Genomic DNA, 13,458 nt, shown 5'->3' with positions numbered 1-13,458 from the left:
TATCTTCCCGAGTATAGTCCTGATTATAACTTAATTGAATTGGTTTGGCATTCAGCAAAAGAATATATTGCCAATCGAGTTTTCAAATCAATTGAAGAATTAGAATGTTTGTTAAATCATCTTTTAAATGAAGGAGGGTTAATTATAAAATGGGTACGAAAAATAAAAAACAAAGGCAATGCTGTTATCACAGTTTAAATGCGCAACAGCTTAGTAATTACACCATCCTCTTATAATGGGTTTTAGTCGGCTGATTAGAGCCGTCTGCGGGGCAGCTCTGTATTGTTCGATAACTTTGGCGAGCTGCCTGTAATGCTCTAGAACTTTTTCTTTAGATGGTTTGATGATGGTCTTAAAACCTTGTTTTGACTGGTTTTTACCGACTTGATATTGACGGATATTGAATCCGAGGAAGTCAAATCCTTCAAATGTATGGGTAATCCTGGTCTTACTTGATTTTAATTCCAAACCCATGTCATTCAACCATGTATTGATGATTCTTTGACATTTTTCTACCACGTAATGGTCTTTATGCATTATGACAAAGTCATCTGCATATCGGATTAAATTTAATGCATTCCTATTTTTGGATTTACTTCCCTTCATAGTTTCTGCGAATTGTTTAATCCTTTTTTCCATGCCGTGAAGGGCTATATTTGCCAGAAGGGGAGATATGACTCCGCCTTGTGGAGTGCCCTCTTCTGTAGGTGAGAATGTCTCATTATCCATCACACCAGCTTTTAGCCAGGATTTGATTAATCGTCTTAAGGATGGATAAGTATTCAATTTTGTGAGAAGTGCATTATGGTTGATTTTATCGTTCGCGAAGCGTGGCCTACGGCCAAAGCATTTGGCAATGTCGGCATCTAGTACCCATTTAGGTTTTTGGTTGATGCCTGTGAATATTGCTTCAATAGCATCGTGACAGGAGCGTCCTGGTCTGAACCCGTATGAATTGGGTTCAAAACGTGCTTCCCATTCAGGTTCTAATGCCTGCTTAGTTAGTGCCTGTAATGCGCGGTCATACATGGTCGGGATTCCTAATGGGCGTTTTTCTGATTGTCCGGGTTTAGGAATCCAGACCCGTCTGGTAGGTTTTGCCTTTTTGGAGATTTTGAGGTTGGCTACTAAGGTGAGGCGTTGTCTCTTGGTTAGAGATTTGACCCCATCTATTCCGGCAGTCTTTTTACCTTTATTCTCCTGGGTGACCCTACGTACCGCTATCATCTTGGCGGTCCAGGACTTCATTAGAGTTTTTTGCAGTTTTCTTACCGCACGGATATCACCACGAACAGAGGCTCGAAATATTCGTTTTTGCAACTTAAATAGGGTCTTTTCTAGCTTGCGCCAGTTAACCTTATTCCATTCCACCGTCTGGAAACCCAGCGTCTTAGACATATCAATTGGTACTTACAACTATTTCATTTCCGTTTGACGTGAGTCCGTCAGTATATCCTAGACATTACTCTAGACATTAACTTCTGACTCAATCTTTCCCCGGTACGACATGCGGCTAACTACCTACTCAGAATATTCGACCTTTCAACAGAGTACATATCGGGGTTATTTCGTTCCTGATAACCATTCTGCGAACTTTTAGGGTGGTACTATTCACCAGGAATAATTTCGGGAAATCATTATGAAGAGTCAAAACCTCATAATCCATATTCCTTTGACTGTTTGTCTGTAGCGTAATCAACCCATTTCGCTACACGATGATAACGATGATTCAAACGTACCTTTCTCTCGTACCCATGAGTCCTGTGCCTGTTACTAACTTCCCCTGGATTGGTTCCGCTTCACTGTTCGACCCTTGCATCAATCCGTAAGTTCGTTACTCCTTATGAATCAGGGTAAGGCTGTCACTCGGATTTCACGAGGGGTGGATTTTCACCACCATGGTTACCAAGTTGTCTAGGTTCAGTAATTTGTCCTAGCGGTTAATCCCCCAAAACCCTTACGGGGCAAGGTTTATAACCAACGAATCGCACCTGATTGGTCATCTCAGGATGCTTTCTCATTCTGGTATTCCAATAGATTAGGTCTCCATCATAAGGGCTTCTGGTGTCTTTGACTTTTGTGTGTCTGATAATTTCTACCTTGGCATGTCTAGGTAAGTAATTATCTTTACTAGTCATAAACATCCATCTATCCTTTCCTAAGGTTCCCCAATATTTCTTGGTTACCCAGTTTTTAGATTTATTAGGATGCCTTCTGTATCCCCATCTTTGAAGCTTATTCCATAACATGTATCCTATTTTCTCGAATGTTTCTTTGCTACATACTGTTTTATTGTAGTTGCACCATCCGAGTATAATAGGTTTAAGGCATTTTATTAGTGCCTCTTGGGAGGCGGCTCTATGACGGTCTATTTTGTCTGAGAGCTGCCTATAATGTCTTTGGATGCTTTCTTTGGATGGTTTTATGATGGTCTTAAAACCTTGTTTTGACTGATTTTTACCTACATTGTATTGACGTATATTGAATCCTAGGAAGTCAAATCCGTCCGTTGTGTGGGCTATTTTTGTTTTACTTGGTTTTAATTCCAGCCCTATATCCTTCAACCATGTGCTAATAATTTTTTGACATTCTTCTACTGTGGTTTGGTCTTCGTGTATGATTACGAAGTCGTCAGCATATCTTATCAAACTCATTGCCTTTCTCTTTTGTGTTTTAGCCCTCCCTTTTATTTTTAATGTTTCTGCATATTGTTTGATGTGCTCTTCCATTCCGTGGAGGGCTATATTTGCCAGGAGTGGAGATATAACTCCACCCTGAGGAGTGCCCTCTTTTGTAGGTGAGAATGTTCCATTGTCCATCACTCCGGCTTTGAGCCAGGACTTTATTAGACGTCTTAAGGATGGATATGTATTTAATTTTGTTAGTAGCGTTTCATGGTTGATTTTGTCAAAGCATTTGGCAATATCTGCATCTAGAACCCATTTTTGTTTTTGGGCAATGGCTTTGAATATTGCTTCAATAGCATCGTGACATGAGCGTCCTGGTCTGAACCCATAAGAGTTGGGTTCAAATTTTGCTTCCCATTCAGGTTCTAATGCCTGTTTAGCAAGTGCCTGTAAAGCACGGTCATATATGGTCGGGATTCCTAAAGGTCGCTTTTCCGTTTTTCCAGGTTTTGGTATCCAAACCCTTCTTGTTGGTTTTGCCTTCTTATGGATTTTTAGGTTAACTACCAGGGCGAGTCGTTGCCTATGGGTTAAGGCTTCTTTCCCGTCTATTCCGGCAGTTTTCTTACCTTTGTTTTCCTGGGTAACCCGCCTGACCGCAATCATTTTGGCTGTCCAGGATTTCATTAGGGTCTTTTGTAGCTTTCTTACCACACGGACGTCACCACGTTGTGAGGCTCGATATATTCGTTTTTGTAACTTAAATAAGACTTTTTCTAGCTTACGCCAATTTACCCTATTCCATTCCACCGTCTGGTTTCCCTGGGTTTTAGACATATTCATTACTACTTACAACTATATCTTTTCCTATAGACGTGAATCTGTCGGCGTATCCTGGATGTTACTCCAGGTATTAGCTTTTGATTCAATCTTGCTCCCATATAACTTACGGCTAACTACCTACTCAGAATATTCGACCTTTCTGAGAGTATATATAGGAGTTACTTCGTTCCTGATAACCATTTTTTCGGACTTTTAGGGCGATACTATTCACCGGGAATTAGGGAAATCATTATGTAGAGCCAAAACTACATAATCCATTTGTTTTCCTTTAACTATTTGTTTGTAGCGTATCAAACCTTATTTCGCTACACCTATTTAACTCGGATGTATCTTTCTTGCGTACCCATGAGTCCCTGCCTGTTACTAACATCTGTTCAGGTTAAGGATGCTTCACTGTTCGACCCTTGCATTAATCTATGAGTTTGTTATGTTCATAAATCCGGGTAAGGCTGTCACTCGGATTTCGCGAGGGATGGAGTTTCACCATCATGGTTATCAAGTTATCAGAGTCAGTTTCCTGACCTAGCGACTAATCCTCCTTCTGACCTTTAATTGGTTTGAAGTTTCTAGTCAACGAATCGCACTTGGCTGTAGTAGTCTGGATTATTTCTTAAATCAGGGAGATGACAAACAAGAGGACAAGCATTAATGGAACAGCGATTCTGTTCATACCAGGCAAATCTATCCGCCAACAAATAGTTGTACTGGGCACAAAGCATTGACAACCAGTTATCAATTTTAGCTACTTGTTATTTTGTTGGTTTTAATCGGTATTGATACGCTAGTTTCATCCCTTGCTTCCTGTTTGATCGACCTACTATGATGATCACATGCCTGTACACATGCGACAACCCATAATGAAAGACAAGAAGTTGATTATCAGACTTACCGATTTTGAAAAAAGGCAGTTCTTACAGGAAGCAGAACGAAGAGGAATGACTCAATCTGAATTAATCAGAAGTTTAATAGCTCGTTTTCCTGTCCCGAAAGACTCTGTGCAAAATTCATCCCACACTCATGCTGCGCATGTTCGTTGTGGGGCTTCTTTTGCCGGACAGCTAAATGGAAACTAACTTGCTAACGGTTCTGATATCAGTTCCCAAGCATTGACATCGCTGACACCAATGCGCACTGGTACGTTAAGATAGTCCTCTACCAGGTAATAATCGGTCTCATAGCGGCCTAATGCGCCATCGGGACGCCTCAGCGTGTACTGGAATTTGGGAATGTAACGCTCCCGAGTCAATCGATCAATTAGTTCGTTATAGTCATCCCGACTATCACGCCACAAGTAGCGATAATTAAAGCCAGTCCACTGATGGGGTTGGAGAATACCCCGCTCTGGTGCAAGTAGGTCATTGGTGTGTAAGCAAACATCATTCCACATTGACGTAATTACTACAATTAGACCTTCTTCACGCTTTTCTTTGATAAAATCATTAACACGAAGGTAGTTGGCTCCTAGCAAATAGGTTCCATTTTGGGGTATTGGTCCGGTCATAGTTGTCTCGCTCCTGAGTATGGAGGTGGGAATTTGGTAAGGTCGCTCGCATCCGGGCCAGGATACAATAGCCCGTTGAAGCCTGAGTTTTTGAGCAGAGACAGCCAGCTCACTAGCATGTCGCCTTAGAGCGTAGGCCGCTAAGCGTGATGGTGCTTCAATATTGAAGCTTTCCGTGGTAACTGATAGATGGCACCCTGAGAAAAAGAAATTGTCCATTGTTGAAGACTGAAACCTAAAATGACACGCTGAGTAGTGAGTGTTGCTGTTAAGCAAGTTAAACCGGACCAACGGAGACTATGGCTAAGTACTATGGCTAAGTACTATGGCTAAGTACTATGGCTCACCTCTGCTTGTTGATCTATGGTTGTTGATCTAAGTAACCGACGGCTTCCATAGTACAGTAACTGGCAGGATTGATTTTAGCCAAAAATCGCTTCAAAAACCGATAATTTCTGTAAAAAATCCCCTCTGATAGCAATCACCATTGGCAGCTGTTAGTCCGATCACGGTTATTGAATCCTTGGCGACTCGCTGTTGCTCGACAATTTTGGAAAACCGTAGAAACAGCGATCGCGAATCTCCACTAACTCATCGGTTGTCCAAGGTTCATCATTGTTCTTGCATAGCACTACACCCAAACCAATCAGATCATCATCTGTGGGTCGGTTTCCTTCCAAGATGGCTTGGAGGTTTTCAACGCTAACTTCACTTAATCGTGATAGTTCTTCCAAGTTCCAGCCATGAATCAGATCAGCAATGGTAGGAGTTTGTGCTGGAACTGCTAATTGTTGGCTGCTGTCTAGGTACTGAAAAAATTTAGTCAGCGCATCTTCTAGTCCTTCACTGTAGTCAAGTTCGTGTTCGACACAGTAGTTGCGGAAGCGCTTTAGTAGATGTTTGGGAATATGTCCTCGCAGTAATGCATACCGGGGATCTGTCTTTTTGTGAACCAATGTCCTTGTCCTCTAGCTCCAGAGAGAGCAACATGTGATTGTCCTCTTATAAGTTTGGCACATTTTGTCACGATATACTTCTATTGGTATATCGTGATATCATGACAATGGGTTAATACACTGGTTAATACACTTAGGTAGTTACTACACTTACGGGGTTTATTTAAGTGTTTTACTATCGTGTTTTGTGTGTTCGTTCCTTTTGTCGCGATATATTTATATAGTTACATCACTATGTCGCGACGTCAAGACCAAAAAAAATATTTTTTTCCCCTTTCCCTGTGGCCTAATGCCTGTGGTAATGCCTGTTGCCCTTAAGTTTATTGGTGAAACGGTACAACCAATAGGGGTAATAATACGTATAGCAACCAACTCCAATTCCAGGAGTAATTCCAGGAGCTAGTACCAGTGGCAGACTCTGGCTCTGTCAAGAGTGCATCGATTCTCTCTTGGAAGCGACTGGGAGGCACAGGTCTACTAAAGGGAGCACAGAAATTTTCCGTAGTTATCATGGGACTGCTAACCATAGTCAACAGTGATTCTGCCAACAATAGGGCATCGACCCGTTTAGCGGCCCAATGGTCAGCACGGATTTCTCGTAGATTCAATAGTTCTTGCCACAATGACTCTGTATTTGGTAACCAAGCGGTAATTCGATGAATCCATCCTAGCCAGAAAAACCAGAAGGTATCTCGGTAATGGTGGTGAGCTTGCTCATGGGTGATCACAGCCTCTAGATGTTCCGATGAAAGAGTTTCTAGGAGTCCCTGACTGACCACAAGTTCGGGTTGCCAAAAGCCAATCTGAGCAATAAAGGGTATGGGAGTGTCTAAAAGACGAGCCAATTGACCCTGACTAGCTAGGGATTCAGGGGTTGGAGTTAAGCCAGGACAGTTTTCAACCCTTTCCCATTGCCCATTTTGCCATTGCCCATTTATTAAGCAAATTTGGGGTAAGGAACGAACTTGTTGCAAAGACTGCCAACCAAGCTTTGCTGACTTTAGCCACAACACTACTGCCCAACCCAGAAATCCTAGGGCTAGGCAGTAGCTGAGCCAGTCGGTGCGTAACCCGATCATTTGTCCCTTTGGCCCCATGGATAGGACAGCCAAAGCAGTGGTTAGGAGAAGTAGGGGTGGAGCAAGAAATTGCACTAGTACCTGTTGCCAGCGCCTGGGCAAACTCCCAGGAAGTTGGTAGCTTGTGTGCCTGTGCCAGCAAGCCAGCCCTAATGCTGCTATAATCATCACCACATGCATTATTTTTCCTCCTTCCGCCTTTGACGTGCTGCTTGCAGTCGTTGTGCGATCGCAGAAATTTGTTCCACACTGGCTGCATCTAAGCTATCGGCAAAGGCAGCAACTACATCCGGATTGCCTACGGCTAAAAAGCGATTGAGCTGGTCATGGGCTGCGAGTACCTGGGCTTCTTGCCGAGACACTAAGGGTCTCCATAAAAAGGTACGCTGTCGTTTATCACAACTGAGCCAACCTTTCTGGGTCAAGCGGCGTAGCACTGTGGTCACTGAAGCATAAGCTAATTCCCGATCTGGGTCAGCCAAAATCTGTTCATGGACATCTTTGACAGTAGCGCAACCTAATGCCCAGATAATCTCCAAGATTTCTCGTTCCAATGGACCTAGGGAGAGTTGTTTAGGGCGATGATGGGGCAGAGGACTCATAGATTACTGGTTAATTTTGGTTTAATTTTATTTAGGTTAATTTGGGTGCTAGAGGTTATTTACAGTTTATGACATTTTGATCAGTCAGGCTATCCCGATTCATATGTAGTCGGTCTGCTTCCTTCATTGATAGTCTTGGTTCTTAGGTTTGACAGCAGTTCTTCTAAGGTTTACAGTCATTCTGAGGAATAATTATAGGCCACTCTGTAGCCTGCTATCTGTTTTGATCAGAAGGAGAATACCCTTGAAGAAGCTGCTATCAATCCTGTTGACTGCTACGGTATGGTTTACATTTGCTCTAGAACGTCCAGCCCTCGCTGGTGATGCCGCTCAGGGAGCTCAGGTTTTTAGTCAGAATTGTGCTGCTTGTCATATCGGTGGCAATAACGTGATTATGGCCAATAAAACCTTGAAGAAAGCTGTCCTGAAACGATATAAGATGTATGACCTGGAAAAAATTAAAACCCAGGTAACCAATGGGAAAAACGCTATGCCCTCCTTCCAGAAAAAGCTAACTGAGCAGGAGATTGAAAATGTGGCTACCTATGTTTTATTGCAGGCTGACAATGACTGGAAGTTGGGTAAAGAAATTCCTAATCGAAAATCCCCACAGTCCAAATCTCCACAATTAGGTGTAGAGGCTGATCAGACGCCAGTTAATCAGGACAAGACCGATACCCTTAAACCCAAAAAGCGCCCATTCTGGCGCTCATTATTTTGATTCCCCTAATGTAATGAAAGTTACTATAGCATTTTTATTGGATGTGCGAAACTAGGATTGATGGGAAAAGCGATGTAGTGAAGTCTTGGACACCCCACAGCATGGGTCGATTTAGGGAGCCAAGATGCTAATGCTTTCAATAATTAATCGTTAAGTTGAGCAACGCCAAAAATGCTATTATTCTCAAAATAAACGTCAAAATGGATTGAAGACATGAAAACCTAGTATCGCTAGATACTAAGTTTTCAATTCAATTATTGGTATCAACAGCTACGATTAATGGGTAGGACGAGCAACTCATGGCTTCAAGATATTCGCTTCAAGATATCAAAGCTTAGTATGCCTATAAAATAAATTATAGATTATTGTTATCCCTAAGCTAATATTGGTATCAACAGCTACAATTAATCGGGAAAAGGGGATCCAGGGCAAACGCATCTAAATTCTAAAAGCCTTACTCAGAAGAGATTTCAAAATTAATAAGCATAAATACTTATCTTATTAATCTCATATCCAGTAGGCATTTCAAAATAAGATGCGTTTACCCTGAAAGGGGATCAGACTCCTGAATCCCTTACTGCCAAGTATTTAAAGCGACCTTGGTTTAGCTTTACCAGGGCTTGAAATAAATTTATGCAAATTTTTAGTAAAGTTGGTGAATTGCTTTGGTAAACTATCTGTGAAGCTAAACAAACCTACAAATCCTTTATTCAAATCATGAGAAGGGTGCATATGATGATTCGCTGTCAAGATTCGGTTAGTTTGTGGATTAACTCCTGGGAGCTGTTGAGATCCATCTATAACCTCAATTGAGGGGTTAACCAAGCTGTCCCAACTGGCCAACCGCCTCAGTGGTGATTAATGCCTAGTTTAGTGACCCCTACTGGTTAAACCTAGTTACACCTATGTTGACGAGAGGTAATTTCCCCTAAACCGCTGTCGAATGGGAGCAGTTGGTACTGATGATTGAGACAAGAGAGAGAGCACCCAGAGCTGTTTAAAAAGCTCTCCATAACCTGTAAGCCTATTCAAAACTGGCCAAAGCCTAGCTTACCCAACCACATCAGGTAGAGCTAATAGTGCTTTCGACCAGCTCCAACAAATTCTGTTTCTGACAGCAAGTAGGGCGATGTCTACCCAACTGTCAGATTAGAACCATATGCATTTTTTTTGTAAGCTCATGATGTTATGGCGCTACGCCCAAGGCAAGAGGCATGCATCCATGCAAAAGTTGAATACAACAGCTTTTAAGCTTGTATCAATGTCCTCTTAATGCTTAGTGCTATAAAAATTTGGAAACTGCATAAAAGGTGTGGACTCAACCAGATAAGTAACTGGTGACACAAACCAATGGTGTTAGTTAGGTTGCCCACAAACCCAAGCTTAAGAGGCTTGACCTAAAGCTGGTTGGTTTTATGGAACAGATCATGCCCAGGCATGGGTAATTCTCATCATCAGGATTTAGTTTCGGTGCTAGCTGTTAGGAATTATCCAAACGGGTACTGTCAATGGCTGAAGTTGTTTCTCATAATGGAGCAAAAGGGGGTTAAAGTGATGCTGTCAAAGGTACCAGAACAAAGTTGGCACCGAGTCCGTTGGGTGCTAGCGATTAGTTGGCTAATATTAATTGTCTCGTTGTTTTATGACCCGATCTCACACAATTTAACTGATCCTGATAATCTATTCAGCCTATTTCGAGATCCCATACTCACCCGAGACCCATGTGTTCAAGTCCAGGGAGTATGCCTAGATGAGAAACCCTATGCCCTGGGAGCGCGAATGTTTTGGGGCATGATCGTGCCTAGCGCCATCATGATTGTCTTGGTGTTTGGTCATGAGACTTGGCGACGCATTTGCCCACTTTACTTTCTGTCCCAAATTCCCAGAGCTTTGGGGTTGCAGCCACAGGGGGATATCAGCAAAAATCCCTGGCTAGTTCGTAACCATTTATATGTGCAGTTTGCCATTTTCTTTATCGGGTTGAACTGCCGGATTCTATTTGTTAACTCTGACCGCTTGGTTCTGGGTTTGTTTCTGAGCTTGACTATCGTATCCGCCATGATGATGGTATTCCTCTATGGTGGCAGAAGTTGGTGTCATTATGTCTGTCCATTTGGCATGGTTCAGATGGTATTTACTGGACCACGGGGATTGCTTGGCACTGAAGCTCACAACGCACCGCCAAAAACCATTACCCAGTCCATGTGCCGCACCCTAGACAAGACCACAGGTCAAGAAAAAAGTGCCTGTATCAGTTGTAAGTCCCCTTGTATGGATATCGATTCCGAAAAAGCCTACTGGCAACAACTGACTAAGCCTGGTCGGAAATTAGTCCAATACGGTTATTTAGGCATGGTAATTGGCTATTTCGTCTACTACTGGTTGTATGCAGGAAACTTCGATTATTACCTGTCTGGGGCTTGGACCCATGAAGAGAATCAGTTAGGTGCGCTTTTCAAGCCAGGGTTTTACATCATGAATCACCCGATTGCGATTCCTAAACTGGTGGCAACTCCTCTTACCTTCGTTGTCTTCGTGGCGCTCAGTTGTCTAATTTGTACCAAGCTAGAGAAGACATACAAAGCTGCTCTGTGGCGAAAAAACCAATCTATCACTCACGAGCAAGTATTGCACCGAGTCTTTTCCATTTGTACCTTTATTGCGTTTAACTTCTTCTTCATCTACGGGGGTCGTCCCGAAATTAATCGGTTCCCTGTTCTAGTGCAATTCCTGTTTCAGAGTGTAGTGATTCTAGTCAGCAGCTTATGGCTTTATCAAACTTGGGGTCGTAGTTCCCACCAATATACCCAGGAGAGTTTGGCAGACAAGTTGCGCCGTCAACTCAAGAAGCTACCCCTGGACTTCTCGGAATTTCTGGAAGGTCGTTCCGTGGATGATCTCAAACCTGAGGAATTACACATCCTGGCTAAAACCCTACCGGGTGCTAACCAACAATACCGCTTGGGGGTATACAAAGGGGTGCTAAGAGAAGCCATCCAAGCTGGACATGTGAATTCCGCTAGTAGTCTCGAGGTTCTCCAGCAGATCCGGGATGAACTGGGTATCAACGATCAGCAACATTATCAGGTTTTAGAAGAACTTGGTAAGGAGCAAGAAAACTTACCAATATTGTATCCCCACTATGGACGGGACCCTTATAAAGTACTGAGCACCATCAAAGAGCGCCAGAAAACTAGTACTTCTAACCAACGCACTATACTCAGGGAATCTCGCAAGCAGAATCGTTCTGATAAGCGCACCAAGCTGCTAAAAGACCGCAAAGATGACAATCAATCAGGTGATCAGGACTAGTCCAAGGTGATCCCAGATAGTACATTCAACAGGGTGAGACGAGGAGGATATACCGTAAAAAGAGAGCATTTTTCATAAAAAGAAAAAAAAAGGCTGATAACTATATGGCCACTGGTAAAACACTTATAAAACACTTACTTGTGGCTCAGGCCGAGGGTACTACCGATGAAGACAAGTTGAGATGAATTGTGAACTCACAGTCAACTACCGCACACTGACCTAACGGTACAGTGTGGGCTTGAAAGAGCCTGTTGACCAGATGGCTAATCAAATTAGCAGCCGTTAAGACCAAGAGTTAAAGTTCCTACCTTGGGGTGCGTGCCAGCTCCAAGCTCTAGAAATGAGTAATTAAACAGGTTATTCGGGAAAGCCAGTGTTACTCATAAAGTACCGAGTCTTAACACCGTCGATGCAAACTTTACCCACATAGTGGAGATTTCAAAGTAATGAGAGTTTTTGTATTAGATAAAAATAAAAAACCTTTAGACCCTTGTCACCCGGCAAAAGCTAGAGAACTACTAAAAAAAGGTAGAGCAAAAGTTTTTAAACGATACCCATTCACAATTATTTTGCAAGATAGAAAAATTGATAATTATGTTACTCATTCTCACAGATTAAAAATAGACCCAGGTTATAAAAATACGGGAATTGCTATTGTTCAAGAATCAACAGGTCGGGTAACTAATGCTTTAGAAATTGCTCATCGGGGATTACAGATTAAAAATTCCCTTGAATCTCGTAGAGCTTTAAGAAGAGGAAGACGGAATCGTAAAACCCGTTACCGTAAGCCTCGGTTTCTTAACCGTAAAAAACCTGAAGGTTGGCTACCACCATCATTGATGAGTCGAGTTTTTAATATTGAAACCTGGGTTAGAAGGTTAAGAAAGCTTTGCCCCATAACAGCAATTTCTCAAGAATTAGTACGTTTTGATACCCAAAAAATGCAAAATCCTGAAATATCAGGAATTGAGTATCAACGAGGTGAGCTATTTGGATTTGAAGTGAAAGAATACTTATTAGCTAAATGGGGAAGGAATTGTGTGTACTGTGGTGCTGAAAATGTGCCTTTGGAAGTAGAACATATTGTCCCCAAGTCAAGAGGAGGTAGTAATCGAGTCAGCAATTTAACCCTAGCTTGTCGTTGTTGTAACCATAAAAAAGGTAGTGACCCTATTGAGAAATTCCTCAAGAAAAAACCAGCCATCCTTAAGGGAGTGTTAGCCAAGGCAAAAGCACCACTTAAAGACGCAGCAGCAGTTAATGCAACTAGATGGGAATTGTTCAGAAGATTAAAGTTGACTGGGCTATCTGTTGAAACTGGTTCTGGTGGTTTGACTAAGTTCAATCGTCAAACTAGAGGCATTGAAAAGACTCACTGGACAGATGCTGCTTGTGTTGGTAAATCTACCCCTGAAAAATTGTTAATTAAAGGTATCAAACCATTACTAATTAAAGCAAAAGGTCATGGGGTTCGTCAGAGATGTCGCCCTAATAAATACGGTTTTCCAAAAGCTCATGCACCTAAAGCCAAATTCTTTCAGGGATTCCAGACAGGTGACATAGTTAAAGCTAACATTCCAAAAGGAAAATATGCTGGAAATTATACAGGTAGGATTGCTATTCGTCATCGTCCGAGTTTTGTACTTCAAACACAACCGAAAAAGATTGATGTTCACCCTAAATATCTGCAAACAATTTTTAAAGCTGACGGCTATGAATACGAGATTAATTAATGTTGATTCGCTATCGCTGGCCGTAGGCCACGCTGCGCGAACAATTTATTTGTTGGCGGAAATTCCCCAGGCACTAACCCGAAG

9 protein-coding genes and 2 pseudogenes are annotated in these 13,458 nt (G+C 42.2%); 4 read left to right on the top strand and 7 right to left on the bottom strand.

The window, feature by feature from the left end; all coding sequences use genetic code 11:
- Window positions 1-198 (top strand): transposase (locus F6K64_RS34955; RefSeq protein WP_287265468.1); only part of this gene is annotated, 198 nt, incomplete at its 5' end.
- Window positions 199-213: 15 nt separating this feature from the next.
- On the opposite strand, the pseudogene ltrA (F6K64_RS34950) reads toward F6K64_RS34955, so the two are convergent.
- The 7 genes and pseudogenes from ltrA (F6K64_RS34950) to F6K64_RS34920 all read right to left on the bottom strand — a co-directional run.
- Window positions 214-1,398: pseudogene (gene ltrA, locus F6K64_RS34950) on the bottom strand (group II intron reverse transcriptase/maturase); the annotation flags it as partial.
- Window positions 1,399-1,940: 542 nt separating this feature from the next.
- A complete protein-coding gene (gene ltrA / locus F6K64_RS34945; protein WP_008190968.1) occupies window positions 1,941-3,470 on the bottom strand; it encodes a group II intron reverse transcriptase/maturase in 1,530 nt (509 codons plus the stop codon).
- A gap of 584 nt (window positions 3,471-4,054) precedes the next feature.
- Window positions 4,055-4,207 (bottom strand): annotated as a pseudogene (locus tag F6K64_RS34940) (RNA-guided endonuclease TnpB family protein); the annotation flags it as partial.
- A gap of 332 nt (window positions 4,208-4,539) precedes the next feature.
- Complete coding sequence (locus F6K64_RS34935; RefSeq protein ID WP_008190963.1) at window positions 4,540-5,190, bottom strand: hypothetical protein; 651 nt, start codon at window positions 5,188-5,190, stop codon at window positions 4,540-4,542.
- Between the two features lie 293 nt (window positions 5,191-5,483).
- A complete protein-coding gene (locus F6K64_RS34930) occupies window positions 5,484-5,927 on the bottom strand; it encodes a hypothetical protein (RefSeq protein ID WP_008190960.1) in 444 nt (147 codons plus the stop codon).
- A 320-nt stretch (window positions 5,928-6,247) separates the two neighbouring features.
- Window positions 6,248-7,186 (bottom strand): M56 family metallopeptidase, encoded by a 939-nt coding sequence (locus F6K64_RS34925; protein ID WP_008190958.1) that lies wholly within the window; start codon window positions 7,184-7,186, stop codon window positions 6,248-6,250.
- Window positions 7,186-7,608 carry a BlaI/MecI/CopY family transcriptional regulator gene (locus tag F6K64_RS34920; RefSeq protein WP_008190954.1) on the bottom strand — a complete coding sequence of 141 codons (423 nt, stop codon included), beginning with the start codon at window positions 7,606-7,608 and terminating at the stop codon, window positions 7,186-7,188. The genes F6K64_RS34925 and F6K64_RS34920 overlap by 1 nt, the downstream gene beginning before the upstream one ends.
- A gap of 244 nt (window positions 7,609-7,852) precedes the next feature.
- Between F6K64_RS34920 and petJ the strand changes: the two genes are divergently transcribed.
- The 3 genes from petJ to iscB all read left to right on the top strand — a co-directional run bounded on the left by petJ (window position 7,853) and on the right by iscB (window position 13,374).
- Window positions 7,853-8,329 carry a cytochrome c6 PetJ gene (gene petJ, locus F6K64_RS34915; RefSeq protein ID WP_008190952.1) on the top strand — a complete coding sequence of 159 codons (477 nt, stop codon included), beginning with the start codon at window positions 7,853-7,855 and terminating at the stop codon, window positions 8,327-8,329.
- 1,554 nt (window positions 8,330-9,883) lie between these two features.
- Window positions 9,884-11,641 carry a 4Fe-4S binding protein gene (locus F6K64_RS34910; protein ID WP_165691848.1) on the top strand — a complete coding sequence of 586 codons (1,758 nt, stop codon included), beginning with the start codon at window positions 9,884-9,886 and terminating at the stop codon, window positions 11,639-11,641.
- Window positions 11,642-12,087: 446 nt separating this feature from the next.
- Window positions 12,088-13,374, top strand: coding sequence for an RNA-guided endonuclease IscB (gene iscB / locus F6K64_RS34905; RefSeq protein WP_008190945.1), 1,287 nt, complete (start codon window positions 12,088-12,090; stop codon window positions 13,372-13,374).
- Window positions 13,375-13,458: the final 84 nt, after the last annotated feature.

This window comes from Moorena sp. SIO3A2 (genome assembly GCF_010672265.1).
Lineage (GTDB): Bacteria > Cyanobacteriota > Cyanobacteriia > Cyanobacteriales > Coleofasciculaceae > Moorena > Moorena producens.
The sequence above is the reverse complement of the archived record's forward strand: the minus strand, read 5'-3'. Positions and strand labels throughout refer to the sequence as shown.